The sequence below is a fragment of the Ruegeria sp. CDSA246 genome (genome assembly GCF_059611225.1).
In genome coordinates this window covers 231,629-255,345 of sequence record NZ_JBXWPD010000008.1, presented here as the reverse complement: position 1 = coordinate 255,345, position 23,717 = coordinate 231,629, and the positions used below count along the sequence as shown (strand labels likewise).

General features: G+C 58.5%; 26 protein-coding genes and 1 tRNA gene. 14 read left to right on the top strand and 13 right to left on the bottom strand.

Translation table 11 applies throughout. The features are described 5' to 3' along the window. The coding region (locus tag AC2FI9_RS12805; protein ID WP_496768099.1) for a site-specific DNA-methyltransferase at positions 1-1,046 on the bottom strand (1,046 nt) is incomplete at its 3' end. 447 nt (positions 1,047-1,493) lie between these two features. Here AC2FI9_RS12805 and AC2FI9_RS12800 point away from each other — a divergent pair. Genes AC2FI9_RS12800 through AC2FI9_RS12790 form a run of 3 tightly spaced genes read left to right on the top strand, consistent with a single transcriptional unit; the run spans position 1,494 to position 3,813 of the window. Beyond that, positions 1,494-1,724 (top strand): DUF3489 domain-containing protein, encoded by a 231-nt coding sequence (locus AC2FI9_RS12800; protein WP_496695667.1) that lies wholly within the window; start codon positions 1,494-1,496, stop codon positions 1,722-1,724. Further along, entirely contained in the window at positions 1,721-2,137 is a 417-nt protein-coding gene (locus tag AC2FI9_RS12795) for a DUF2924 domain-containing protein (RefSeq protein WP_496695669.1), read from the top strand. Before AC2FI9_RS12800 ends, AC2FI9_RS12795 begins: the two co-directional genes overlap by 4 nt. Further along, positions 2,134-3,813, top strand: coding sequence for a recombinase family protein (locus AC2FI9_RS12790; protein ID WP_496695671.1), 1,680 nt, complete (start codon positions 2,134-2,136; stop codon positions 3,811-3,813). Before AC2FI9_RS12795 ends, AC2FI9_RS12790 begins: the two co-directional genes overlap by 4 nt. Positions 3,814-4,188: 375 nt before the next feature. Here the strand turns inward: AC2FI9_RS12790 and AC2FI9_RS12785 are convergent. Then, positions 4,189-4,278, bottom strand: a tRNA-Ser gene (locus AC2FI9_RS12785). Between the two features lie 202 nt (positions 4,279-4,480). Here AC2FI9_RS12785 and AC2FI9_RS12780 point away from each other — a divergent pair. The 8 genes from AC2FI9_RS12780 to AC2FI9_RS12745 all read left to right on the top strand — a co-directional run bounded on the left by AC2FI9_RS12780 (position 4,481) and on the right by AC2FI9_RS12745 (position 12,115). Next, positions 4,481-5,818, top strand: a complete 1,338-nt coding sequence (locus tag AC2FI9_RS12780; protein ID WP_496768097.1) for an SPOR domain-containing protein — start codon at positions 4,481-4,483, stop codon at positions 5,816-5,818. A 16-nt stretch (positions 5,819-5,834) separates the two neighbouring features. Then, on the top strand, positions 5,835-7,001 hold the full coding sequence (locus AC2FI9_RS12775) for a D-alanyl-D-alanine carboxypeptidase family protein (RefSeq protein ID WP_496768095.1): 1,167 nt from the start codon (positions 5,835-5,837) through the stop codon (positions 6,999-7,001). Then, complete coding sequence (tmk, locus tag AC2FI9_RS12770) at positions 6,998-7,624, top strand: dTMP kinase (protein ID WP_496768093.1); 627 nt, start codon at positions 6,998-7,000, stop codon at positions 7,622-7,624. The genes AC2FI9_RS12775 and tmk overlap by 4 nt, the downstream gene beginning before the upstream one ends. Before the next feature lie 7 nt (positions 7,625-7,631). Further along, on the top strand, positions 7,632-8,753 hold the full coding sequence (locus tag AC2FI9_RS12765) for a DNA polymerase III subunit delta' (RefSeq protein WP_496768092.1): 1,122 nt from the start codon (positions 7,632-7,634) through the stop codon (positions 8,751-8,753). Beyond that, entirely contained in the window at positions 8,750-9,556 is an 807-nt protein-coding gene (locus tag AC2FI9_RS12760; protein ID WP_496768090.1) for a TatD family hydrolase, read from the top strand. The genes AC2FI9_RS12765 and AC2FI9_RS12760 overlap by 4 nt, the downstream gene beginning before the upstream one ends. After that, positions 9,553-10,350 carry an MBL fold metallo-hydrolase gene (locus AC2FI9_RS12755; RefSeq protein WP_496768088.1) on the top strand — a complete coding sequence of 266 codons (798 nt, stop codon included), beginning with the start codon at positions 9,553-9,555 and terminating at the stop codon, positions 10,348-10,350. The genes AC2FI9_RS12760 and AC2FI9_RS12755 overlap by 4 nt, the downstream gene beginning before the upstream one ends. A 63-nt stretch (positions 10,351-10,413) precedes the next feature. Further along, complete coding sequence (locus AC2FI9_RS12750) at positions 10,414-11,346, top strand: AEC family transporter (RefSeq protein ID WP_496768084.1); 933 nt, start codon at positions 10,414-10,416, stop codon at positions 11,344-11,346. Positions 11,347-11,416: 70 nt separating this feature from the next. Beyond that, positions 11,417-12,115 (top strand): CbiX/SirB N-terminal domain-containing protein, encoded by a 699-nt coding sequence (locus AC2FI9_RS12745; RefSeq protein WP_496768082.1) that lies wholly within the window; start codon positions 11,417-11,419, stop codon positions 12,113-12,115. Positions 12,116-12,148: 33 nt separating this feature from the next. Here AC2FI9_RS12745 and AC2FI9_RS12740 read toward each other — a convergent pair whose 3' ends face one another. The 5 genes from AC2FI9_RS12740 to AC2FI9_RS12720 form a co-directional block, all read right to left on the bottom strand. Continuing rightward, positions 12,149-13,156 carry a diguanylate cyclase domain-containing protein gene (locus tag AC2FI9_RS12740; RefSeq protein WP_496768080.1) on the bottom strand — a complete coding sequence of 336 codons (1,008 nt, stop codon included), beginning with the start codon at positions 13,154-13,156 and terminating at the stop codon, positions 12,149-12,151. Beyond that, the gene (locus tag AC2FI9_RS12735; protein WP_496724526.1) at positions 13,153-13,740 is read right to left on the bottom strand and encodes a heme NO-binding domain-containing protein; all 588 of its coding nucleotides are present in this window, start codon (positions 13,738-13,740) and stop codon (positions 13,153-13,155) included. Before AC2FI9_RS12735 ends, AC2FI9_RS12740 begins: the two co-directional genes overlap by 4 nt. 120 nt (positions 13,741-13,860) lie before the next feature. After that, positions 13,861-15,420, bottom strand: a complete 1,560-nt coding sequence (locus tag AC2FI9_RS12730; RefSeq protein ID WP_496737975.1) for a trimethylamine methyltransferase family protein — start codon at positions 15,418-15,420, stop codon at positions 13,861-13,863. 120 nt (positions 15,421-15,540) lie between these two features. Beyond that, positions 15,541-16,233, bottom strand: coding sequence for an HAD family hydrolase (locus AC2FI9_RS12725; RefSeq protein WP_496768078.1), 693 nt, complete (start codon positions 16,231-16,233; stop codon positions 15,541-15,543). 25 nt (positions 16,234-16,258) lie between these two features. After that, complete coding sequence (locus tag AC2FI9_RS12720; RefSeq protein WP_496768075.1) at positions 16,259-16,540, bottom strand: DUF3572 domain-containing protein; 282 nt, start codon at positions 16,538-16,540, stop codon at positions 16,259-16,261. 87 nt (positions 16,541-16,627) lie between these two features. Between AC2FI9_RS12720 and AC2FI9_RS12715 the strand changes: the two genes are divergently transcribed. Next, positions 16,628-18,016 (top strand): diguanylate cyclase, encoded by a 1,389-nt coding sequence (locus tag AC2FI9_RS12715; RefSeq protein WP_496768073.1) that lies wholly within the window; start codon positions 16,628-16,630, stop codon positions 18,014-18,016. 5 nt (positions 18,017-18,021) lie between these two features. Here AC2FI9_RS12715 and AC2FI9_RS12710 read toward each other — a convergent pair whose 3' ends face one another. Genes AC2FI9_RS12710 through AC2FI9_RS12695 form a run of 4 tightly spaced genes read right to left on the bottom strand, consistent with a single transcriptional unit; the run spans position 18,022 to position 19,926 of the window. Further along, positions 18,022-18,495, bottom strand: coding sequence for a periplasmic heavy metal sensor (locus AC2FI9_RS12710; protein WP_496768071.1), 474 nt, complete (start codon positions 18,493-18,495; stop codon positions 18,022-18,024). Beyond that, positions 18,492-18,845: a hypothetical protein gene (locus tag AC2FI9_RS12705; protein ID WP_109310457.1), complete on the bottom strand. Its 354-nt coding sequence runs from the start codon at positions 18,843-18,845 to the stop codon at positions 18,492-18,494. The genes AC2FI9_RS12710 and AC2FI9_RS12705 overlap by 4 nt, the downstream gene beginning before the upstream one ends. Further along, positions 18,838-19,452, bottom strand: a complete 615-nt coding sequence (locus tag AC2FI9_RS12700) for an RNA polymerase sigma factor (protein ID WP_496768069.1) — start codon at positions 19,450-19,452, stop codon at positions 18,838-18,840. The genes AC2FI9_RS12705 and AC2FI9_RS12700 overlap by 8 nt, the downstream gene beginning before the upstream one ends. 6 nt (positions 19,453-19,458) lie before the next feature. Continuing rightward, a complete protein-coding gene (locus tag AC2FI9_RS12695; RefSeq protein WP_058279674.1) occupies positions 19,459-19,926 on the bottom strand; it encodes an EF-hand domain-containing protein in 468 nt (155 codons plus the stop codon). A 190-nt stretch (positions 19,927-20,116) separates the two neighbouring features. On the opposite strand from AC2FI9_RS12695, the gene AC2FI9_RS12690 reads away from it, so the two are divergent. Together AC2FI9_RS12690 and AC2FI9_RS12685 are read left to right on the top strand one after the other, a co-directional pair. Next, the gene (locus AC2FI9_RS12690) at positions 20,117-20,515 is read left to right on the top strand and encodes a DUF983 domain-containing protein (protein WP_113788484.1); all 399 of its coding nucleotides are present in this window, start codon (positions 20,117-20,119) and stop codon (positions 20,513-20,515) included. Positions 20,516-20,540: 25 nt separating this feature from the next. Then, a complete protein-coding gene (locus AC2FI9_RS12685) occupies positions 20,541-21,242 on the top strand; it encodes an NUDIX hydrolase (protein WP_496768067.1) in 702 nt (233 codons plus the stop codon). Between the two features lie 22 nt (positions 21,243-21,264). Here the strand turns inward: AC2FI9_RS12685 and AC2FI9_RS12680 are convergent, their stop codons facing one another. Together AC2FI9_RS12680 and AC2FI9_RS12675 are read right to left on the bottom strand one after the other, a co-directional pair. Beyond that, positions 21,265-22,932: a ribonuclease J gene (locus tag AC2FI9_RS12680; RefSeq protein WP_496768065.1), complete on the bottom strand. Its 1,668-nt coding sequence runs from the start codon at positions 22,930-22,932 to the stop codon at positions 21,265-21,267. After that, complete coding sequence (locus tag AC2FI9_RS12675) at positions 22,929-23,708, bottom strand: type III pantothenate kinase (protein WP_058274409.1); 780 nt, start codon at positions 23,706-23,708, stop codon at positions 22,929-22,931. The genes AC2FI9_RS12680 and AC2FI9_RS12675 overlap by 4 nt, the downstream gene beginning before the upstream one ends. Positions 23,709-23,717: the final 9 nt, after the last annotated feature.

Genomic DNA, 23,717 nt, shown 5'->3' with positions numbered 1-23,717 from the left:
CAAACATTGGCTCGATTGCGCCCGTGTTTGCCCAGTTCGACATTGTTGATATGCGGCGCACCGGGCTTCTTAAAGATGCAAACCAGCTCGTGCTTAGATCGGTAAAGGCTGCCCATGCCTCCGTTCGTCTTGTTCCAGACGCAGAGATTGATGAGGTCCAATCCACCTGCTTTGCCCGCCGCAATCAGTTCTTCGATGTGACGCCAGTCCATACAGATCATCACGATACCTCCGTCCGGCAGATATACAATCAGCCGGTTGATCACGTCCGAGAGAAAGCCACGGAACTCGCTGTCCGACATTTCTCCGGACGCCATGGCAAACTCGCGGTGATCGCCACTGGCGCCACTGCGGACATGCCCATTGACCGGTACGTTGTAAGGAGGATCGGTGAAGACCATCTGCGGGCTCTCGCCATCCAGCAATGTGTCGTAGCTATGCGCTTGCAAGGCATCCCCGCAGAAGATGCGATGATCTCCAAGAACCCAAAGATCGCCCGGCTGCGTGATTACGGGTGCCGTAGGGTCCGGGGCCTCTACAGTCTCCGCTTCCGTCTCCGTGGCCTCGCCCGTACTATCGATGAGGATGTCGATCTCCGGTGCCTCGAACCCGGTGATATCCAGATCAAAGTCCAGTTCACCATCAAGGCTGAGGTCCGTCAGCTCGGCAAATTCGATCTGCAGCGCCGCTTCGTTCCAGTCCGACAGTTCCGCCAGCTTGTTATCCGCGATGCGCAAAGCACGAACTTCTGCATCTGACAGGTGACCCGCGACAACAGTCGGAACGGACATCAACCCCAGGGCCTTGGCGGCTTCATAGCGGCCATGGCCCGCAATAATAGTACCGCTAGCATCCAACAGGATCGGGGTGACGAACCCAAACTGGGCCACCGAAGCTTTCAGCTTGTCAATATTCTTGGCCGCGTGCACGCGGTTGTTGTTGGCGTAGGGCTTGATCTGGCTGATCTGGGATTGGATAACTTTTTCCGCCATCCAGATCGGCGCATTGGACGCCGTGGCGTCGCTCTGTGGTTTCTTGGCAGGCATATTCGCCCCCTTTTGCTTGGCGCCATATGGACGCCGAGATGGAGGGATCGCGTTGGAAAATCGGAGAGAGCACAAATCGCAACTCCCCGGACCTATCGATCCGAGACGTTGCTCCTTTGAATGCTCTCTGCGGAAACCTGTGTTTCCAATGAGTGCTGCCTGCGGGAGCAGTTTCCCGCCCTGATAGTCCGGGCGATTGGGTTGAATGTAGGCGCCATCACTACGAGACGCAACCCCCAAACAAAAAGTAACCGATTAAGATTGTTGACGAATAATCGGGGGTACGGCAGCAACGCCCTGCAAAACACACCCCTCCAGAGCTCGCCCCAGAAAGCGCTGGACTGTTGCTGTGAACCACGCATCACTGAACCCACGCCCGAGCCATTCGGGCGCTCCTCAGTACCAGGGTTCGGCATTCCGCCAGCCCCGGATCAGAGGAGACAATACATGTCCAAATCCAAACAAACCAAAATCGACAAGGTGCAAGCCTTGTTGCGTCGCCCGAGCGGCGCCAGCCTTGAGGCGCTCTGCAAAGCAACGGGGTGGCAGCCTCATTCGGTCCGAGCAGCTATAAGCGGTCTGCGGAAAAAAGGCGTCACAATCGAACGGCGCGAATCCGACAAGTCACATGGTTTTTCCGCATATCACCTCACAGCAAACAAAGGCGGCGAGCCATGACCAAGACGAGCGATGTCGCCGATCTTGCCGCCATGGGTCGATCGGATCTGGTCACGCTTTGGGAGCAACTGTTTGATCAACCGGCGCCCGCCATGCTCAGCCAACCCTTCCTGCGCCGTTTTATCGCTTTTGAGATGCAGTCCCGCTGTCATGGCGGGCTACCCCGGCAGGTCAAAGCCACGCTGGAAAAGGGCTTTGAGAAGAAGCTCCGGCCCACATGCCCTGCCCTAAAGCCCGGCGGACGCCTGTTGCGCGAGTGGAATCGCGTGACCCATGTTGTCGATGTGACAGAAGACGGCTTCAGTTGGAACAGTCGGTCCTATCGCTCGCTCTCGGCCATCGCCCGAGAGATTACCGGCGCGCATTGGTCGGGGCCGCGTTTTTTCGGACTCACCGGCAAGGGGGCCAAATGAGCCCGCGCCGCAAAATCAGATGCGCGATCTACACGCGCAAGTCCTCAGAAGATGGGCTGGACCAGGGTTTCAATTCGCTGGATGCGCAGTATGAGGCCTGCGCAGCCTATGTCGCCAGCCAGCGACATGAAGGCTGGACCCTGTTGGCCGAGCGCTACGATGACGGTGGCCTGTCGGGCGGCACCCTAGAGCGCCCTGCACTTCAGCGCCTTCTTGAAGAGATCGATGCAGGGCGCATCGACATGGTTGTGGTCTACAAGATCGACCGGCTGACCCGATCGCTCGCCGACTTCTCCAAGCTGGTCGACCGGCTGGAACAGGCGAACTGTTCTTTTGTGTCGGTCACACAAGCATTCAACACCTCTTCCTCCATGGGTCGGTTGACCCTGAATGTACTGCTGTCCTTTGCTCAGTTTGAACGGGAAGTCACCGCCGAACGTATTCGTGACAAGATTGCAGCGTCTAAGAAAAAGGGGCTTTGGATGGGTGGCAACCTGCCTCTCGGCTATGACCGCCACCCCGATCCAAAAGCAAGAACGCTGGTGGTGAATGAGGAGGAGGCCAGAACGGTCCGGCATCTCTTTGGGCTTTATGGCGGGCTGGGATGCCTGCGCAAAGTAGAAGAACGGGCAACAGCAGACAACCTGCGGTCGAAGCGGGTTGTTCGGGCGGATGGAAGCATAAAAGGGGATTGTCCACTGTCACGGGGTCAAATCTATTACCTGCTGCGCAACCCGGTTTATCTCGGAAAAATTCGCCACAAGGATAAGATCTGGGACGGGCAACACCCGGCGATCATCGACCAAGGCGATTGGGACCGGGTGCAAGAGAAGATGCGGCAGGCCTCCAATCGTTCTCGGGCACGCGGCGGCTCCGATACGCGCCAACATTCCAATGACCCCGGCGCCTGGCTCACCGGTCTGCTGCAGGACGAAACTGGTGATCGGTTGACGCCGACCCACACCACGCGCAAAGGCCGACGGTTGCGCTACTATGTCTCCAACAGACTGATCTCGGGCGGCAAGGATACTTCCGGCTGGCGACTGCCCGGCCCGGCGCTGGAAAACGCGGTCATTGATGTCATCGTCAGACATCTGCAAGACGCCGCCGCCGCGCACCAGATACTGGCGCAGCCGGAGGCCGGGTCAGCCGAGGCAGTTCAGACTTCAGTTGCCGATTTGGTGACCCGGCTCCAAGGCCAAGGCGGTCAGGTCGGCGTTGATATTCTGGCCCGCGGTGGAATTGCACGAGGACAGATCGACCTCGAACTGAACCCCGAAACCCTGGCAATCTTACTGGGCATCGCTGCAGATCTTATGCACACTGATCTCACACACATCACCGCGTCTTTCGATCTGCGCCGCCGCGGCGCCGAGGCCAAGGTCATCGCTGGAGACATGACACCCCAACCCGATCCCCACCTCAGGTCCATGCTGATCCGCGCCCATGGCTGGGCGCGCGATCTGAAAGCCGGAGTTCAGCTAATGGAAATTGCGCGCCGCGAAAGCGTCCCTGGCGCCTTCATCCGCACCCGCGCCCAGCTCGCCTTTCTCTCACCGAAGATTCAGGCCGCGATTCTCGACGGCACCCAGCCACCCGAACTTACACTCAAGCGTCTGGTCAGCGTGCCCCACCCACTTGACTGGGCTGAACAGGAACGCCTGTTCGGCTTTTGATAGCGCGAGATCCTGCGTCCCTGATGCAGGGTTCGCCCTCCCTGATCCGGCGGAACAATTCCCTGTTCCCGCGAGAAAATTCCCTGTTCCACTTTTTAGGGAATTTGCAACATAAACCTCTGAAAAACATGCAGTTCCGACAGGTGAAATGACGGAACTCAGACCTGTTTTGCAGAAATTCCCTGTAAATTGCAGGTTATCAGGGAAATCCAGCCCAAAGCGACCCCGCCAAAATGCGGCACTGAGACTGCGGCCGGAATTACGCTCTGAGTGTACGATCTGCTCCGTCTCTGATTGAATGCGCACGGGCCAACTCGCGGGAATTGCGGAACAATTCCGGGTCAGAAAACACAACTGAAGTGAGACAGGTATGAGTGGCGGGGAGACAGGGATTCGAACCCTGGGAACGCTCTCACGTTCAACGGTTTTCAAGACCGCCGCATTCGACCACTCTGCCACCTCCCCGCGTGGGGCCGGGTCTAAGGCCATAGCGAACCGGTGGCAAGACCAAATAGGGAATTCTTGCCGAAGCGCCTGCTGCGGTCTTTCCATGACACATTGGCCGCGTTATGATCCGCAGGAAAGACCGAAGCAGGCTGGCAATACAGAACCAGCAATCGGCAGCGGGTCTCGGGAAACGAGGCCCAATCAGGCAAGGGATGACAAGATGAAGCGAGCGACAGAGACACGCGCACATCCGCGAGCGTTAGCGGCTTTGGCCGTTATGTCCGTGGTTTTGGCTGGTTGCGATGAGGTGCTTTCCCCCGACAATGTCTCAGCAGATAGCCAAAGTTCTGATACCCAAGCAGACGGCCGGACCGACCTTTTCCCCATTCCTGACGGCAGCCCGAAAGATGATGTCGAAGCCCCTGAGGTGTTTCAGCTGTCTGAGGCAGGCTTATGGGACGGCCGCCCGTCATTGGGGGGCATTTGGATTGCCCACCCGGATGTGACACAGCCCGAACGTGTGCGCGTCAAAAATCCCAAGAACAACAAAACGGTCACTGCCGCGCTATTCCGCCGCGAGCGAAACCTGCCGGGACCCGAACTGCAGCTTTCCTCTGCTGCGGCCGAAAAGCTGGGTATTCTGGCTGGTGCACCTACAAATGTTGATGTCGTCGCCCTGCGTCGCAAAGCGCCCGAACCGAAACCTGAGCCGGTCGAAGAAAAGCCCGCAGCCGAAGAAACCCCTGTCGAAGAAACGCAAACCGCAGCAGCGGATGAGTCCAAGACCGTCATCGCCGAAAATGAGGCCGCGGAAGCTGAACAGCCAGCTAAGCTCAAGTGGTGGCAACGCAAAAAACCTGCTGCAGCGGCCGGTGCCGCGACTGCGGCTGCTGTAGCCACAGATGCCGCGACCGACACGGCAACCGACACAGCGGCGGAAATAGCCACCGAGGCAGTCGAAAACGTCACAGAGACTGAAAAACCGGCCAAGCCCAAATGGTGGCAGCGCAAAAAACCTGCCGAGGCGGCCGTGGCCGTTGATGCCGCAACCGATACGGCGACCGACACAGCGACTGAGGTGGTAGAAACGACCGCAGAAGCAGCATCGGCTTCACTGGTGGACCCTGAGGTTACCCCGCCGACTGAACAACCAGCCAAACGTAAATGGTGGCAAAAGAAGAAGCCCGATGAAATCACCGAAACGCCGCTGGATCCGATCGCGGGCGCGGCTGCGGCGATTGACGCAGCCGAACCGACACCGGTCAACACCCCCTCTGCCACAACCGCCGACGCATCGGTAGCCACCGCGGCCACGGTGTCGTCTTTGTCAAAGCCGTTTGTTCAGGTCGGCACTTTCGGGGTTGAAACCAACGCCAATAGCGCTGCCAACAAGATCCGCCGCAACGGAATGCCTGCCGAAGTGCGAGAACTGACCTCGGACGGCAAAACGGTCTGGAGGGTCCTGGTCGGCCCAGCAACGTCGCGTTCGGAACGCAATGCCATGCAACGCGATGTCAAAGACCTGGGCTTTAACGACGCGTTCACCGTCAAAAACTGAAACAAAGGAGGCCCCCATGCTGTCCTCACTGCGATCATCTGTTTTGACCCTCGGGCTGGCGCTGATTGCCCTGCCCGCACACGCTTTCGACACAACCGCCCGCGCGGCCTATGTGATCGATCAGACGACCGGAACGGTTCTGCTGTCAAAAGAAGCCGACCAGCCCCTGCCGCCTGCGTCGATGTCCAAACTGATGACGCTCTACGTCGCGTTTGAGGCGCTGCGCGATGGCCGCCTGACCCTGGGGGAAACCTTGCCCGTGTCGGAACACGCCATGAGCTATGGTGGGTCGACCATGTTCCTGAACACGCAGGATCGTGTCAGCGTCGAGGATCTGCTGCGTGGCATCATCGTATTGTCTGGTAACGACGCATGCGTGGTGATTGCCGAGGCGCTAAGCCCCGATGGGACCGAGGCCGGGTTTGCCCGCTACATGACACAGCGCGCCAAGCAGATGGGCATGGACAACTCGAACTTCGCCAACTCGAACGGATGGCCGGCGGCGGGCCACATGATGTCGGTCCATGACCTTGCCGTATTGGCCAACCGACTGATCAGCGACTTCCCCGAATACTACCCACTGTTCGCAGAAGAAGAGTTTGAGTTTGATGGCCGTGCGCCGTCTAACAAACGTAACCGCAATCCGCTGCTGAAACTGGGGATCGGAGCCGACGGCCTGAAAACCGGGCACACGCAAGAGGCGGGTTACGGCCTTGTCGGCTCGGCCAAGCAAGGCGACCGTCGGGTTGTCTTTGTCCTGACCGGCCTCGATAGCACCGCCCGTCGCGCAGAGGAGGCTGAGGCCGTGGTTAACTGGTCGTTTCGCAATTTTGTCGAGAGGACCATTGCCGACGCCGAAACGCCGATAGCCGAAGCCCAGATTTGGATGGGCGCCGAAAAAACTGTTGGGCTGGTGCCCGAAGGTGATCTGACCTTGTTGTTCCCAGTTCTCAATGACAAGGACGTCAAAGCTGAGGTCGTCTACGAAGGTCCGATCAACGCGCCTGTGGAAAAGGGGCAGAAACTGGCTGAGCTGGTGATCACACCAGAAGGCTTGCCGGAAATCCGCCGCCCACTGTTCGCGGCCAAAGATGTGCCTGTGGGCGGGTTTGTCGTGCGCATGAAAACCGTAGGCGGTATTGTTCTGGAAGACGTGATCGGCAATCCGCTGGAGGCAATGTGACGAAGGCTGGGTTGTTTCTGACCTTCGAAGGCATTGACGGGTCCGGGAAATCATCACAAGCGCGCATGCTTGCAGATCATTTGCGCGGCCTCGGTCACGATGTGGTTCTGACCCGCGAACCCGGAGGGTCCGCAGGCGCTGAAGAAATCCGAAGCCTCGTTCTGGAAGGCGACCCGGATCGCTGGTCAGCGGAAACGGAAATTCTGCTGTTCACTGCTGCGCGCCGTGATCATCTGGAACGCACGATCAGGCCCGCGCTGGCCGAAGGCAAAGTTGTGATCTGCGACCGCTTCGCTGACAGCACCCGGATGTATCAGGGCCTGTCGCGCGGCGATCTGCGGGGATTGGTCGATCAATTGCACGACCTGATGATCGGGCGCGAACCCGACATGACCATTTTGATTGACATGGATCCCGAAACCGGGCTGTCCCGCGCCAAGGGGCGTCAGGGAACAGAAGAACGGTTCGAAGATTTCGGTCTGGATCTGCAGCAGCAGATGCGTGCGGGGTTTCTGGCCCTTGCGGATGAGTATTCCGACCGTTTCCGCGTGGTTGATGGCAACCGGGACATGGACAGTGTTGCACAGGATGTGACAGATATCGTTCTGCAAGCTTTGCGATAGACGATAGATGAGCAACGACACCCCAACCCCGGATCAGGCACCCGGTGCCCCACACCCGCGCGAGACACTGCGCCTGTTTGGTCAGGACGCGGCGGAACAGGCTTTTCTGAGCGCCTATACCTCGGAACGTCTGCACCACGGCTGGTTGATTACCGGTCCACGTGGCGTTGGCAAGGCGACGCTGGCCTGGCGGATCGCACGGTTTCTGCTGGCAACACCTCCGACCGAGGAGGATGGGCTGTTTGGCGCACCGCCACCGCCCGATAGCCTTGAGATCGATCCGGAACACCCCGCCGCGCACCGTATTCAGGCTGGGGCCGAGCCCGGCTTGGCGGCAATTACCAGATCTCTGAATGATCAGGGGCGGTTGCGTAGTGAGATTGTGGTTGATGATATCCGCAAGCTTGGCAAGTTCTTCGGCCTCTCCTCAACTGACGGTGGACGTCGCGTTGTGATCGTGGATGCCGCAGATGAGATGAACGTCAGCGCGGCCAACGCGTTGCTGAAAATGCTTGAAGAACCTCCGGCCCGTACCACACTGCTGCTGATCTCGCACCAGCCGTCGCGCCTGCTGCCGACAATCCGGTCGCGGTGCCGGACACTGCGCCTGTCTCCGCTGGGATCTGAGGATATGGAAGCCGCGCTGATGCAGACCGGCACAGAAATGCCGGGAAAGGCGGATCATTTGGCTGCACTGGCTGCCGGGTCCGTGGGTGATGCGGTGCGCCTGATCAATCTGGGCGGGCTGGAAATCTACGCCGAGCTGATTGCCATTCTGGGTACCCTGCCCCGAATGGACCGTCAGCGCGCGCTGGCCTTGGCCGAGGCTGCTGCCCAACGTGGCGCGTCCGAGCGGTTTGATCTGTTACTGACGTTGATCGACGTCGCCCTGTCCCGGCTTGCGCTGACCGGTGCAACCGGCGCGGCCCCGATGCCCGAAGCCGCTCCGAACGAGGCAGAAACCCTTGCCCGCCTGTCTGCCTCACCGCAGCAGGCCCGCAAATGGGCAGAGGTCGCTGCAGTGATCACCGCACGCGCGCGTCATGGGCAGGCGGTGAACCTTGACCCTGCCGCTCTGGTCCTAGATACGGTGTTCAAGATACAAGAAACCGCCGGTCAGAGCAGATGAGCAATACGCCCGAAATCACCGACAGCCATTGCCATCTGGACTTCCCCGATTTCGAAGGTCAGCTAGATCAGATCGTGGCCAATGCCGCCGTGGCTGGCGTGACCCGCATGGTAACAATTTGCACCCGCTTGCGGAACGAACCAACCGTCCGCGCCATCGCCGAGACCCACGCGCCGGTCTTCTACGCTGCCGGTACCCACCCGATGAGCGCCGCTGATGAGCCGATGGCATCGGTCGATGAACTCGTCGCCTTGTCCCGGCACCCCAAATTTGTAGGTATCGGCGAAACCGGGCTGGACTATCACTATACCGCTGACAGCGCAGAGGTGCAGAAGCAATCCTTGCGGGTTCATATCGAGGCCGCCCAACGCACCGGTCTGCCCCTGATCATCCACGCCCGTGCCGCCGATGACGACATGGCCCGCATTCTGGCTGAGGAACACCGCAACGCGCCCTATTCCTGCGTGATGCATTGCTTTTCGTCCTCTGCCGAACTGGCCAAAGCCGCCCTTGAGCTGGGGTTCTATTTGTCGATGTCCGGCATCACAGCATTCCCCAAAAGCCAGGAGCTGCGCGACATCTTTGCCAGCGCCCCAGTCGACCGCATCCTTGTTGAAACCGACGCGCCATACCTGGCCCCACCCCCGTATCGCGGCAAGCGGAACGAGCCCGCCTATACCGCCCACATAGCGCGCAAGGGGGCCGAGGTGTTTGGGATGGACTACGTCGATTTTGCTGCCCAAACGCAGGCAAATTTTGACCGGTTGTTCACCAAAGCAGCGACCTACAAGGCGGCTGCATGACCGAATTGCGATGCACCATCCTTGGCTGCGGATCATCCGGCGGCGTCCCCCGGCTGGGCGGGCATTGGGGCGATTGCGACCCCAAGAACCCCAAAAACATCCGTCGCCGCTGTTCAATGCTGGTGGAACGGGACGGGCCGGACGGTACAACCTCGGTGCTGATTGACACCACCCCCGACATGCGTAGCCAATTGCTCGACAGCGGGACCGGGCGGCTGGATGGCGTGATCTACACCCATTCGCACGCGGATCATGTTCACGGCATCGATGACCTGCGTATGATCGTGTTTAACATGCGCGAACGAGTGCCCGTGTGGGCCGATGGCGACACGCAAAACGCCTTGCTGGGACGGTTCGGTTACGCCTTTGTCCAGCCCGAAGGCTCGCCCTATCCGCCAATCCTTGACCTGAAGTCCATCGACGGCCCGTTCGAGGTAGACGGCCCCGGCGGCCCGATTCCGTTCCATCCATTCAAGGTCAACCACGGCTCGATCGACTCGCTTGGTTTCCGGATGGGTAACTTGGCGTACCTGCCGGATGTGGCGGAAATCTACGAAGAGGCCTGGCTGATGATGGAAGGGTTGGATTGCCTGGTCATCGACGCGCTGCGTCGGAAACCTCACCCGACCCATGCACATCTGGAAAGGACGCTGGGCTGGATCGAACAACTGAACCCCAAGCGCGCGGTCCTGACCAACATGCATATCGATCTGGACTATGCCACGGTTGACGCGGAAACCGCCGACAACATCACCCCTGCCTATGACGGAATGGTGATCCATCAGGCGCTCTAAGACCCCACGCAACCGACCTGAGACGCAGCAATCCTGCGTCGGCCCAGCCTGCAAAGCGGTGCTATGCTTCAAAGTCTGATCGACGTCATTCTACCGGTTTTCCTTGTGATCGGAGCAGGTTATGCCTCGACCCGGTTGGGGTATTTCAAGGAAATTCACATCGATGGATTGATGAAGTTCACCCAGGGCTTTGCAATCCCATGCCTTCTGTTCCTTGCAATCTCGCATCTGGATCTGAGTGCCAGTTTTGATCCTCGGCTTCTGGTCAGCTTCTACTCAGCGGCTGGATTATGCTTCACGGCCGGTCTGTTCGGTGCACGGTTTATCTTTGGCCGGGATTGGGAAGATTGCGTCGCCATCGGGTTTTGCTGCCTGTTCTCGAACTCTGTCCTTTTGGGACTGCCGATCACCGAACGCGCCTACGGCCCCGAAAACCTGACCGGCAACTATGCGATCATCGCCTTCCATTCGCCCTTTTGCTACGGCGTTGGCATCACGGTGATGGAGGTTATTCGAAATCGCGGCCAGGGCGGTCCCCGCATGGTCAAATCCATCTTGTCGGCCATGTTCCGCAATGCACTAATCCTTGGCATCGCGCTGGGTTTTGCAGTGAACCTGTCTGGTATTGGCATACCTGCGGTCGTGGACGAAGCCCTGGGCCTTGTGACCCGCGCCGCCCTGCCCGGGGCGCTGTTCGCGCTTGGCGGAGTGCTGGTGAAATACAGGCCCGAAGGCGACCTGCGCGCCATCGCCTTTGTTGGCGCGATATCACTGATGCTGCATCCCAGTCTTGTCTGGCTATTCGGCTCAACAGTTGGCCTGCCACAGGACCTGTTCCGCTCAGGTGTGCTGACGGCAGCGATGGCGCCTGGTTTCAATGCTTACATCTTTGCCAATATGTACGGACGCGCAAAACGGGTCGCGGCCTCGTCCGTTCTGGTCGGAACCGGCGTCTCGATCCTGACAGTCTGGCTTTGGCTGACATTATTAGGATAGCGTGACGTCCCATGGATTGACTTTGCACCAGCCGGACACACCTAACTGAAAAACCACAGGATACTCCTAAATGCCGCACGCCCTGATCGTCGCCCACGGCCAACCCTCGGACCCGGCCCCTGCTGAAGCGGCGCTAGCTTCCTATGCGGCAGAGGTCGATGCGTATTGCGATGGCGTCAACGTTCAATCAGCTACACTTGCTGCGCCTGGAATGCTGGAGGCTCGTTTGGATGAACTGCCCGACGACACTGTCATCTATCCCCTTTTCATGGCCAAGGGGTGGTTCGTGACACGTGCGCTGCCCAAGCGTCTGGGTGATAGAAATATCCGAATTCTGGACCCGCTGGGCGTTGACTCTAAACTCCCCGCTTTGGCTGCGGGCGCGTTGCAGGATACGCTGTTGAGCAAGGGGTGGGACGCGGACAAAACCGATCTGGTTCTGGCTGCACACGGATCGGGTCGCAGCCGCAACCCATCAGCTGTCGCCATTGAATTTTCTAAGGAATTGGCCGGGTGCGTGACCTTCCAATCCATCCGCGTCGGGTTTGTGGAAGAGGCCCCGTCCATTGCTGAAGCCGCGACCGGGGCTGGCGATCAATCTCTGTGCCTGCCCTTCTTTGCTTGCACGGGCGGGCATGTTTTGGAGGACGTGCCACAGGAGCTAGAGCGAGCGCGGTTCAATGGGCACGTGATGCCGGTTGTCGGAGAGCTTCCCCCAATCAAACGCCATATTGCGAGAACTCTGACACGTGCTTTTACGCAGGATTAGCCTAAATAACTGACCGCGTGGGATCAGATGTTATTACGAACTGGCCGATTTCAGCCCATAGGCCGCAAGCTCCGAGAACAGACAATGCCGCGACCGTCCCTGCCGCTTTGCCTCGTACAGCGCCTGATCGGCTGCATTCAGCAGCTCTGCCGCTTCCGGATTGCCGAACTGCGTGGACAAGGCCGTTCCGATGCTTGCCGAAATCCTACACGGGGCACCCTGAAACATCATGGGTTGGCATAGCCGACTGATCAGGCGTCCTGCTATGTCAGAGAGGACATTTTCGTCGACCAGACCTTTAAAAATTATTACAAACTCATCACCACCGACCCGAGCGACCGTGTCCTCATTTCGGGTCTCTTCCTCCATTATGCACGCAGCCTGTTGCAACACAAAGTCCCCCGCCGCATGGCCAAGGCGGTCGTTGACACTTTTGAAGAAGTCCAAGTCCAAATGCATAAGCGCAAAGGCGCAATTGCCCGAGATCAGGTGGCCAAGGACCACGTCCATCGCGCGGCGGTTTTTCAACCCGGTCAACATGTCTGTCACCGCCTGCTCTTCAGCGGCCAACATGGCCCCCTGCAGCCGCAGGTTCAGTGAGCGCGACGCCTCCATCGCGGCTGTTTTCGCCTCAACCAGATACAGCAGTTCAATCGACAGATCCGTGCCAGAGAAATCCGCGCTGGTCAGAGCATAGTCACGAACAGCGTCCAGGATAGAAATCCCGAAGGACAGGTTGATGATTGCCCCGCTCTCCTTTGGCAAAGGAGCGACCAGCCCCGTCAGCGCGGTCCGGGGTTCGTCGTGAAACTTCAGATGCACCTTGCCACCGGGCAGAGACAGCAGCGCGGAAATCGTTGTCACTGCTCGTGGTCTTACCAGTTCAAAAACGTCCAGAAAACCGCGACCCCGCATCGGATGGTCCGGGCGAAGCTTTTGCAGCGTTGGTCCCGCGTTTACGATCCTGCCTTTGTTGTCCACCATCACGAACATGGGGCACAACGTGTCCAAAAGAGCCGAGAGTTCAGAGGCTTGCATCATGACTTGCGCGCCCCAAGATCGAAATGACGCCCTTCGGCAAAGGCACTTTCCACGAGGACGATTGTGATGACTTCAGCCTCGCCCTGCGCCCCTTCATGCGACAGCATGGCCAATGCGCCATAGTCATCCGCTATGGCCCGCAATACGCCCACCATCACGCTGGAATAGCCCGGCAGGCCAGAATAGCAGTGCAGACGATACTCTGCTGGTGACACCTCTTGCAGCTCCAGCATCGGCAGGCGCAGATCCGAAACCGCTAGTCGGGCACGGTCTGACAGGTCATCCAGTGAGTGCAAAAACTCGACATATGTCACACCGCCGAATCGAAGCAGTCGGCGCAAACCTTCCATATTCGGGTGCGACACCAAATAGGTTCCAAGATCTTCCAGTATCTCGGCCCGTGGGCGATTCAAGTCAGCACTTAGCGCGTCCAAAACCTGCGCGGTCATGGCGTCGTCATAAAGCAGCATTGCCTCAAACTCGGAAAAACCCAGGCCCGCGGCCTCGGTCACCCGCTGCCAGCAGGGTTGTCCATAGGTCGCGCAAACAAATGACTGTATTGCCCGATTGATCAGACCATGCATGAGATGCCCCAAATTGGTTACACCCCAATCTGCTCAGATAATCCTTAACAAATACCCAAAAAACACGATGCGTGGATGACTATCCGACAGAGTCTCAATCTGGAAGTTATTGTTGTTACATTAGAAATCCGTCGGCGCGCCACCCTCGTCCTTTCGGCGGGCAACAAAATCCTCCAGCTCTTCACGAATCCCGTCATCTATCGGCGGGGGCTCAAAGCTGGTTACGATTTCCTTGAACATGTGGTGGGCGCGCTCGGCCGTCCAGATACCACCTGCAACGTCCCAGCCTTCGTAATTTTTCCAATCGCTTAGGAACGGCTGATAGAACGCGGTCGTGTAGCGGTCCTGGGTGTGCTGAATACCAAAGAAATGGCCATCGTTCCCAACGGCCTTGATTGCATCCAGCGCGATTTCGTCCGGGCCTGTCGCTGTGATCTCGGGCTGCATGTATCGCTGGATTTGCTGCAGAATTTCGCAATCCATGATGAATTTTTCGGGGCTAGCAATCAGCCCGCCCTCAAGCCACCCGGCCGCGTGGTACACCATGTTGCTACCCGACTGCACCGCAGCCCAAAGTGAGTTCGACGTCTCCCACACCGATTGCCCATCCGGCACGTTTGCCGCACACACACCTGACGACCGCATCGGCAAACCATAGTAACGTGCCATCTGGCCGGTCATCTGGGTTGAGCGCATATATTCGGGCGTTCCAAACGCAGGTGCGCCAGATTTCATGTCAACGTTGGACGTGAACGTCCCGATAACACAGGGAATTCCGGGCCGGACATATTGGAACAGCGCAATTGCGCACAATGCCTCGGCCAGAGATTGCGCAACCGCGCCCGCCATCGTGACTGGCGCCATCGCACCTGCCAGTGTGAACGGCGTCACGACAATCGCCTGCCCGCGCCGCGCTAGGCGCAAACAGCCGTCAATCATCGGATGATCATGTTTCAACGGCGAGGTCGAGTTGATGTTGGTATACATCCGCGGAGTCGCCTCGAACTCTTCATGGCTGTGACCCCCAGCGATCCGGACCATTTCCATCACGTCCTCGACCCGTTCTTTGCCCAGCGAATAGGCATGCATTGCCTTGTCGGTCAGCGTCAGCTTGTCATAGAGAACGTCCAGATGCCGAACGCTGGCGTGGATATCGACCGGCTCGACCGGGTAGCCCCCGGCAAAGTGGATACAGTTGAAATACTGTGTCAGCTTCAGCAGATTCCGGCACATCTCGCGATTACCTGCCACCTTGGTGCCGATCTCAAGATCCCAGTAGTTCGGCGGAGAGGAGACGTTCCCGAACAGCAGGGTTTTGCCACCAACCTCAATCGTCTTGTCAGGATTCCGTGGAGTGATCGTGAACTTTGATGGCGCTTTGGCCACCATTTCCATCACAAAGTCACGACCCATACGAACGTTGTCGCCATTGATCGTACAGCCCGCCTCTTTCAGGATACCAAGCGCTTCTTCGTTGTAGAACTCGATCCCGATCTCTTCGAGGATGCGCATGGCCCCCTCGTGGATCGCTTCGATGCCAGCTTGATCCAACGGTTCGGTGGGTTTGTCGATGTTGATCGGCGGATTCCACGGCATTTGGTCGATCACCGCGCTGCCCCTGCGTGCCGCCGCACCTGCCCGTCCCCCTCCGCGCCGTTTGCGAGTTTGTGTGTCAGCCATTGGAACCCTCCGGAACTTGCTTTCTTCAAGCAAGCCCCGAAGTCGGCCCAGTGGCCGCTCTATCTGCGACAAGGTTTGTCGGTTTTATTACTTGGGCAGTCGAATTCAGCCGAAGCTGGATCAGTTTTCAGCCAACCAGGCGGGAATGTGACCGATGTCCGGCAGCACGACATCCGCCATCGGCGCAAGTGCCTCGGCCGGGGCCAGCCCGGTTAGTACCCCAATTGTGGTCATTCCCGCTGCACGCCCGGCCTGCAGATCATGCAGGCTGTCCCCCACCATGGCCACGCGTGACGGGTCGACACCAACATGGGTCGCAAATGCAATCAATTGCCCGGGTCCGGGTTTGAACCCATGGCCGCTGTCGTAGCCAGCAACAAAATCGAAGTGGTCGCGAATCCCGACTGAGGCGAGATGTTGCAGCGCAGGCATCTCTCCGTCGTTCGTGGCTACACCTAGTTTTAAACCCGCCTGCCGCAAAGCATCGAGGAAGGGAACCAGAGGAACAGCCGGCGCCTGTGTCGCCGTCGCCGATTCCGTGTTCAGAATGTCGATCAGCTCATCGCTGGGCATATCCGGGAAATAGGGTGCAAGGGCTTCGGCGATCTCTTCAACGGTCCCCGCAATCACGATGCTGTCGTCAGCATATTCTTCCGAAACCGGATCAAACCCTATGGCCTGGCCCAGTTCGGCAGCCCGCTTTTGGTCGCCATCTGACAGCTTTTCCAACACGCTGCGCCCGAAACCACCCCATGTGTCCGCAAAGTCAAACAGTGTTCCGTCCTTGTCGAACAAGATCGCATCGATGGGCATTACATGCTCCTGTCAGTGAATTGAATCAGGTCCAGTGAACGTCGCCACCGGACAAAACAGCCCGCGCCTGACCCGGCAGATCATAGGGCACGGAATTGGCGTCACAAAAGGCGATCACCCACGAATCGTCAAGCATCAAGAATTCAAGAACCGAACTCAGAAACTCCGACTCTGATGCGCGAACCCGCAGATCCTCGGTGGTTGCACCCGTCGAGCCCAAAAAGATCGGCAGCAATTCGTCATTCCCGACCAGCCAGCCAAGGACGTTCAGGGCAAGCGTTTCGGCGGATTGGGCGGTGATCGGCATAAAGAGGCCTCGGGTATGCACTTGGAAAGGGTTTGTTAACCAGACTCATAAACACTTTGGCAACGCATGCAATCAACGGTGATAGATATGTCCGTGCAGGGAACCATTCTTGTCCTCGACGGGACTTCGACCAATCGCATTATGCTAAAAGTTCAGCTGACGGCGGCGTGGTATCACGTGGTTCAGGCCGAAAAGCTGCAGGGGCTGGCCGGGCTGCTAAGTCGTACGCGCCCCGATCTGGTGCTGGTGGCACAAACGCTGCCTGATGGCTCGGCTGCGGACGTCAAAAGACTGGTGATGGCCAATCCGGAACTGGCCGATGTACCGGTCGTTGCAATCGCGCCGCAGAACGACAAGGCGGCAAGGTTGCAGGCATTGTCGGATGGGTTGGACGACGTGTTGGCAACCCCGTTCAAGGACACCCTGCTTCTGGCGCGAGTTCGCAGCCTGCTGCGCGCGCGCGCAGATACGCAAGAGCTTCAGCTGGGCGGCGGATCACATCCAGTCGGATTTGCAGAACCCGCGACCGTGCTGATTACGCCGTCGAAATCGGCCCATGTGGCCATACTGACCCAAAGCGCCCGGATCGGGACATTGTGGAAATCCGCGTTGTCCGAGAAATCGCATCACAGCCTAAGCACGCATGCAGCTTCGAACATGCGTGCTTTGCTGTCAGGGCCAGTGCCAGACGCGATCCTAATCGAAATAGATACGACGGCCGCGGGCCTGAATACGTTGGCGGACCTGAAGTCACGCGGGGCAACTCGGCGTACCGTATTGATCGCCGTCTTGGCCGATGAAAATGCAACAATGGCGAGCGAGGCGCTGGATCGTGGCGCTGACGCCGTGTGTATGGGGGGGTTCTACGTCGAAGAGGTTCAACTACATCTGGATAACCAGATCACGCGAAAGGCCCGAATGGACCAAATGCGCGCCTCATTAAAGCGCGGGCTGGCCGAGTCGTGGGTCGACCCCCTGACTGGGTTGCACAACCGTCGCTATGCTATGCAAGCTATGGATCAGATGGCACGACAACCATCGCATACCGGTCACGGTTTTGTTGTCATGCTGGCAGACTTGGATCATTTCAAAACCATCAACGACCGTTTTGGCCATGTCAGCGGCGACCAGGTTTTGACCGAGGCCGCAAGGCGAATGAAACGCACGGTTGGCGCGGCGGGTTTTGTCGCGCGCATCGGGGGAGAGGAGTTTATGATAGGTCTGCCTGACAGCTCTCAGGCTGGGGCGATGGATCTGGCTAAAACCCTGCGCGACTGTATCAGCAAGACACCATTTTCTCTGCCCGATACCTCGGCCCCTGTGCCAGTCACCATTAGCATCGGCCTGACGGCGCCGATCCCGCCCCTGCCCCCTGGTGACCCGGTGGAGCGGTTGCTGAAATCCGCCGATACTGCGCTTTATGCAGCCAAGAAGGCTGGTCGCAATCAAGTAAGGATCAGGCAGAGCGCCGCCTGAAACCCTCAGTCCTTTTTCTTGTGGCCACGCGGGCCTCGTTTAACAACCTCCTCCAGCCGGTCGGCATAGACCAGACGCTCTTCATCGCTCATGGCTTCAACCCGGGCCAACCACTCTTGCTGCAGGGCATCCTGCAGGTCCGCCATGGACTGCGCTTGTTGGTCCAGCAGGGCCTGAACCGCTACTGCGTCAAAGGGATTTGCCCGCAAAGCAGTGCTGAGTTGGGCAAAATCCTGGGATCGGTTGTGTGCACCCTTTTTGTGTCGGTCGAACAGCTCGCCCCGCATGGCTTTACGCTCTTCCTTTGGCAGCGCACGATACAGCGCCGAACCAAAACCTGGCGGAGATTTTGCATGATCCCCCCCTTTGACCCGCAGCGCGGTCCCCAGGGCAACGCCGACGATCAACAGGTTCAAGGCCAGCGAGATGACCAGCAGAACCGACATCCAGCGGTTTTTGGGTTTGGGACTATCGCTCATTCGGCGTCCTCCAGAAAACTCGTATCCAGACTTAGGTCAGCGACCACGAAACTAACATCCTGCGCGTAAATGTAATTGGCAGGATCAGGCAGAAATGCCGGTGCTGAAAAGCCGATCCAGACACCCGCCATACTGGCAGCAACCAAACCGCCCATTCCCTGCCAGCCGCCAAACCCGGCCAGAAGGCGCGCCCAAAGCGAGTTTGTCTTTGGCTCATCTGGCTTCAGGCGACCCAGCCGAACAGATTCCGCGTCGGTGAGAATGCGCACAGCCAGATCATCCGGCAACTCATGCCGATCCTGCCGGGCTTGGGCGAACAACAGATCCAGATTGTCTTTGTCGTCAGTCATCGTCGTACCCCAGTTCATCTCGTCGCCCGGCCAGAATTGCCGCTAACGACCGTTTTCCTCGTGCCGTAAGGCTTTCCACCGCTTCCACCGAAATACCCATGATCCCAGCGATTTCAGGGTTGGGCAATTCCTCAATATGCCGCAAAACAACAGCTTGCCGCTGACGTTCGGGCAGTTGTGATAGTGCCATTTGCAGTGCATCCTTTCGGGCTGCGTCCTGTAGACGGTCGGCTGCACTGGCCTTTTCATCTGCTGGCTCTGGCACATCCGCCAGCCGGTCCGGCGTCTTTTTGCGGCGCAGATCAACACACAGATTCAGCGTCACGCGATAAAGCCACGTCGATACTTTAGCCTGACCAGGTACCCAATCAGGTGCCATCTGCCACAGGCGCATCATCGCATCTTGTGTCACATCTTCAGCCTCGGCGCGGTTGCCCAGAAACCGAAGGGCCACTGATAAGCTGCGCGGCGCAAGCCGATCGGTGAGAACGCGCGCCGCCGCGGCATCGCCATTGGCAAACTGCCTGAGCAACACATCGTCGCCCAACTCGTCCGCGGCGTAATCCACGCCGCGAACGTATTGTGGAGCAGAGGTCAGGTCCTCCATCCCGCGTCAGCTGTCGTCAGAGTCCGCTTTCCCATGTTTCTTGTGGCGCTTCCCCATTCTGTCTTTTGCATCGGCAAATTCCTCTTCCGAGATAGCGCCGTCCTCGTTCGCGTCGATCCGGTCAAACATCTTGTCAGCACGGCGCGGCTTGGGCAACTCGTCCTCGCTCAGAAACCCGTCCTTGTTGGCATCGTTGCGTTCAAACATCTTCGTAACACGGTCGTTGGCCTTCTTTTGACCTGCTGCCTGCATCTCTTCGACGCTCAGCTGGCCGTCGCCGTCGGTGTCGGCATTGGTGAAACGCTGATTCCGATGAGCCTGCATTTCTTCCTTAGTCACCTGCCCGTCACCGTTCGCATCGAGCTGTTGAAAGGTCACAGGTTCGCGATCTTTACCGCCTGCGGCGAAAACGGATGTGCCAGTGATTGCCAGTGCTGACACAATGATTGCCGGAATGAATTTGGCGCTTTTCATAACGTTTTTCCCTTGTTTTCGCGGCGCCATTGCCGCTGCTTACATAGGTTCAAACGGGGCAGGCATCCCATTCCGTCGCAGGAAGTGAAACTTTTTTAAAAACGTCATGGCGATGCAAAGCGACGCACCCCCTTTCCCGAAGCCACAAACAAGCGTTATATCCTCATCATTGGAACGCGCGAGTATCAACATGACAGATCAGACGATCGAAACCCACGATGTAGAAGACCGCCCGACAAAGCCAGCACTGGTCAAAGGGTTCCGTTGCCGTTGCCCAAATTGCGGCGAAGGCAAACTGCTGCACAGCTACCTCAAGGTTAACAACGAATGTTCGAATTGCGGACAAGAGCTGTTTCACCATCGCGCCGATGACGGGCCGGCCTATCTGACCATTCTTCTGGTGGGTCACCTGCTGGCACCGGCGCTTCACTTATCTTATGTCCATTGGCGCCCTGAGCCCCTGACGATGTTCTTGGTTTTAGCATTTGGCTGTACTGCCCTGTCACTATTCCTGCTGCCACGATTGAAAGGGGCCGTTGTCGCCTATCAATGGGCTCGTCGCATGCACGGCTTTGGCCAGTCCGCGTGATCTTGGACCACAAGTTGAGCGACGGATGACGGTGGACAAAACAGCCATACGCGACGCGGCGACAGTCATTGTCCTACGGGATCGTCTGACCAATCCATCCATCCTGATGGGGCAACGCGGCGCAAAAGCCGCGTTCATGCCCAACAAGTTTGTCTTCCCAGGCGGCGCTGTCGATACATCTGATGCAGATGTTGCACTGTCAACAGATCTGCCCGCTGTGTGCTGTGATCGCCTTGCGGAGCGGTCACAAGCCGGGCTGCAAAATGCCTTGGCGGCGGCGGCGATCCGAGAGCTTTGGGAAGAAACCGGACTGATTTTGGGCCAACCAGGTGATTGGGCGGGCCCGCGGACCGAAGATTGGGCGACATTTGCGCAGATGGGATACCGCCCATCGGCACAAGCACTTCAGTTCGTTTTTCGTGCCGTCACCCCGCCTGGGCGACCCCGCCGGTTCGATGCACGCTTTTTCCTGGTAGACGCCGCCGCAATACAGGGCGATCTGGATGATTTCAGCCACGCCTCGGACGAGCTGTCACATCTGCAATGGGTGCCGCTGGATCGGGCGCGCGAATTCGACCTGCCGTTCATTACAGAAGTCGTGCTGGCCGAAATCGCTGCTCGGGTGACAGACCCAACGCCCCCTGAAACTGTTCCGTTCTTTCTGAACAGTGAGGAGGAAAGCCTTTTCCTCAAGCTTCGCGGTTATCCCATGCCAGAAGCAGACTGAGGGCCGGTGGCCCTCAGACACGTTATTTCATGCGGCTGATTACCGTGGTGACTTCGGGCTTTTTCCCAATCTCGGTCTTTGCTGTTTGGCGAACGATCCGGCGTATTGCCTCTTCCAGTTTGTCATCATCGCGCAGGGTCTTGGCATCGGCCCGCATCAGGAACTGATTCAGGTCTTCTTCTAGAACTTCAACCAATGCAGCCCGGGACGATCCAATCTCGGACAGACCCATCGTATCGCACCACGGCTCGCCCAGTGGTTCGTCCTCTTCGTCCAGAATGACCGTGACAGTGACGTGCCCGTTCAGCGCCATGCGAATCCGGTCACGCACCACCCCATCCAGGGCGCCAACTTTGACCGTGCCGTCCAGGTAGGTCCGACCGGTTTCGACATAGTCGACAACTCGCGGCGCATTCCCTGTCAGATCCAGCATGGTTCCGTTTACGGCCAGAATACCAGTACGCCCACCAGCTTCCGCCAGTTTGGCATGCTCGCGCAGGTGACGATGTTCACCGTGCATCGGAATAATCATCTGCGGATCGACCAGCCCGTGTACTTTCTCAAGATCCGGACGGTTGGCGTGACCGGACACATGGTACAGGCCCGCACTGTCATCGACCACATCCACGCCCTTTTCACTGAGCTGGTTCATGATGAAAATCACGCCGCGCTCGTTGCCTGGGATGGTTTTGGACGAGAAGAGAAACAGATCGCCCTCTTTCAGTTCCAAACCGCGGTATTTGCCCCGCGCAAGCTGCGCGCTGGCCGCGCGGCGTTCTCCCTGGCTGCCGGTGACGATCAGCATCAGGTTCTGGCGCGGCATCTCCACAGCCTCTTCGGCGCTGACGACGCGTGGAAAGCTGGTCAGAATGCCCGTTTCGGTCGCGGCTTCGATCATCCGGCGCATCGCGCGACCCAGCAGAACGACCGAGCGCCCCGCCCGTTCACCCGCCTCGGCCAGCGTCTTAACCCGTGCGACATTCGACGCAAATGTGGTGGCGACAACCATACCGCTAGCTTCTTCAACCAGCCTGGTGATCTCGGGACCGACCTCGGACTCCGAGCGGCCCGCATGGGGGGAAAACACGTTCGTGCTGTCACACACCAGCGCTTTGACGCCAGACTTGGCAACCTCAGCCCAGAGATTGGGGTCAAAAGGTTCACCAACGATCGGATTTTCATCCAGCTTGAAGTCGCCGGTATGGACGATCCGCCCCTCGGGCGTGTCGATCACCAGGGCAGCGCTTTCGGGGATCGAATGCGAGACCGGCAGGAAACCTACCTTGAACGGACCAACGGAAATCTGTTCGGGCCAGGCCGATGCAGTATGTACGGCATCCTCGGGGTGTCCGTGCTCTTCCATCTTGCGGCGCGCGATGTTGGCGGTGAAGGCCCGTGCGTAGACAGGCGCACCCAGCGCCTCATAGCAATGCGCCACAGCGCCCACGTGGTCCTCGTGTGCGTGGGTGACGAACACGGCCTCCAGCCTGTCGGCACGTTCGCGCAGCCACGAGATGTCGGCATGAATCAGGTCAACGCCTGGGGTGGTGTCCATGTCGGGAAATGTCACGCCCAGATCCACAAGGATCAGCCGTTCCTGTCCGGGTTTGCCATAGCCGTAGACATAGGCATTCATGCCAATTTCGCCGGCACCACCCAGCGGTAGGTAGATCAATCTTTCGCTGCTCATGTCGAGCCATTGTCCTTGTTATAGCGATGAATCACGGTAAGCCCGTGCATCGTCAGATCATCTTCGATTGCGTCAAACCCCACGTCCGCCTGATCGAACAGCGGCGCGAGCCCACCGGTTCCAACGACTTTCATCGGCATTCCGTATTCCGCCTTGATCCGGGAAATCAGCCCCTCGATCAATCCGGAATAGCCCCAATACACGCCGGATTGGATACAGCCAACCGTATTCGTGCCAATCACATTTTCAGGGCGGGTGATATCAATATGCGGCAGGGCAGCCGCGCCCTGGTGCAACGCCTCGAGGCTAAGGTTCACGCCCGGCGCAATGATCCCGCCGACATAGGCCCCATCCGCCGCAACCACATCAAAGTTCGTCGCCGTGCCAAAATCCACAACAACCACGTTGCCGCCATGCCGGTCAAACGCAGCCACCGCGTTGGCCAGACGATCCGGACCGGGCACTGTGCCCTCGTCTACACGCGGATTCATCGGCAACAGACAATCGGGCTTGCCCACGACAAGCGGCCGACATCCAAAGAACCGATCAGCAAAGACCCGCAGGTTGAACACAACCCGAGGCACGGTCGAGGCGATGATCACATCAGTAATTTCAGCCTCGATCCCATAGTGTTTCACCAGCGTCGAATACCACGTGAAATAGGCATCCGCCGTGCGCGCATGGTGGGTCGATGTGCGCAGGGTGCAAAGAAACCTTTCACCGTCCCAGATCGAGAACACAGTATTCGTGTTACCGCAGTCGATAGCCAGAAGCATCTGAGCCTC

Coding starts and splice junctions, on each gene's coding strand:
- AC2FI9_RS12800 (WP_496695667.1), top strand. CDS start 1,494: ATGTCCAAATCCAAACAAACCAAAATCGACAAGGTGCAAGCCTTGTTG.
- AC2FI9_RS12795 (WP_496695669.1), top strand. CDS start 1,721: ATGACCAAGACGAGCGATGTCGCCGATCTTGCCGCCATGGGTCGATCG.
- AC2FI9_RS12790 (WP_496695671.1), top strand. CDS start 2,134: ATGAGCCCGCGCCGCAAAATCAGATGCGCGATCTACACGCGCAAGTCC.
- AC2FI9_RS12780 (WP_496768097.1), top strand. CDS start 4,481: ATGAAGCGAGCGACAGAGACACGCGCACATCCGCGAGCGTTAGCGGCT.
- AC2FI9_RS12775 (WP_496768095.1), top strand. CDS start 5,835: ATGCTGTCCTCACTGCGATCATCTGTTTTGACCCTCGGGCTGGCGCTG.
- AC2FI9_RS12765 (WP_496768092.1), top strand. CDS start 7,632: ATGAGCAACGACACCCCAACCCCGGATCAGGCACCCGGTGCCCCACAC.
- AC2FI9_RS12760 (WP_496768090.1), top strand. CDS start 8,750: ATGAGCAATACGCCCGAAATCACCGACAGCCATTGCCATCTGGACTTC.
- AC2FI9_RS12755 (WP_496768088.1), top strand. CDS start 9,553: ATGACCGAATTGCGATGCACCATCCTTGGCTGCGGATCATCCGGCGGC.
- AC2FI9_RS12750 (WP_496768084.1), top strand. CDS start 10,414: ATGCTTCAAAGTCTGATCGACGTCATTCTACCGGTTTTCCTTGTGATC.
- AC2FI9_RS12745 (WP_496768082.1), top strand. CDS start 11,417: ATGCCGCACGCCCTGATCGTCGCCCACGGCCAACCCTCGGACCCGGCC.
- AC2FI9_RS12740 (WP_496768080.1), bottom strand. CDS start 13,156: ATGATGCAAGCCTCTGAACTCTCGGCTCTTTTGGACACGTTGTGCCCC.
- AC2FI9_RS12735 (WP_496724526.1), bottom strand. CDS start 13,740: ATGCATGGTCTGATCAATCGGGCAATACAGTCATTTGTTTGCGCGACC.
- AC2FI9_RS12730 (WP_496737975.1), bottom strand. CDS start 15,420: ATGGCTGACACACAAACTCGCAAACGGCGCGGAGGGGGACGGGCAGGT.
- AC2FI9_RS12725 (WP_496768078.1), bottom strand. CDS start 16,233: ATGCCCATCGATGCGATCTTGTTCGACAAGGACGGAACACTGTTTGAC.
- AC2FI9_RS12720 (WP_496768075.1), bottom strand. CDS start 16,540: ATGCCGATCACCGCCCAATCCGCCGAAACGCTTGCCCTGAACGTCCTT.
- AC2FI9_RS12715 (WP_496768073.1), top strand. CDS start 16,628: ATGTCCGTGCAGGGAACCATTCTTGTCCTCGACGGGACTTCGACCAAT.
- AC2FI9_RS12710 (WP_496768071.1), bottom strand. CDS start 18,495: ATGAGCGATAGTCCCAAACCCAAAAACCGCTGGATGTCGGTTCTGCTG.
- AC2FI9_RS12705 (WP_109310457.1), bottom strand. CDS start 18,845: ATGACTGACGACAAAGACAATCTGGATCTGTTGTTCGCCCAAGCCCGG.
- AC2FI9_RS12700 (WP_496768069.1), bottom strand. CDS start 19,452: ATGGAGGACCTGACCTCTGCTCCACAATACGTTCGCGGCGTGGATTAC.
- AC2FI9_RS12695 (WP_058279674.1), bottom strand. CDS start 19,926: ATGAAAAGCGCCAAATTCATTCCGGCAATCATTGTGTCAGCACTGGCA.
- AC2FI9_RS12690 (WP_113788484.1), top strand. CDS start 20,117: ATGACAGATCAGACGATCGAAACCCACGATGTAGAAGACCGCCCGACA.
- AC2FI9_RS12685 (WP_496768067.1), top strand. CDS start 20,541: ATGACGGTGGACAAAACAGCCATACGCGACGCGGCGACAGTCATTGTC.
- AC2FI9_RS12680 (WP_496768065.1), bottom strand. CDS start 22,932: ATGAGCAGCGAAAGATTGATCTACCTACCGCTGGGTGGTGCCGGCGAA.
- AC2FI9_RS12675 (WP_058274409.1), bottom strand. CDS start 23,708: ATGCTTCTGGCTATCGACTGCGGTAACACGAATACTGTGTTCTCGATC.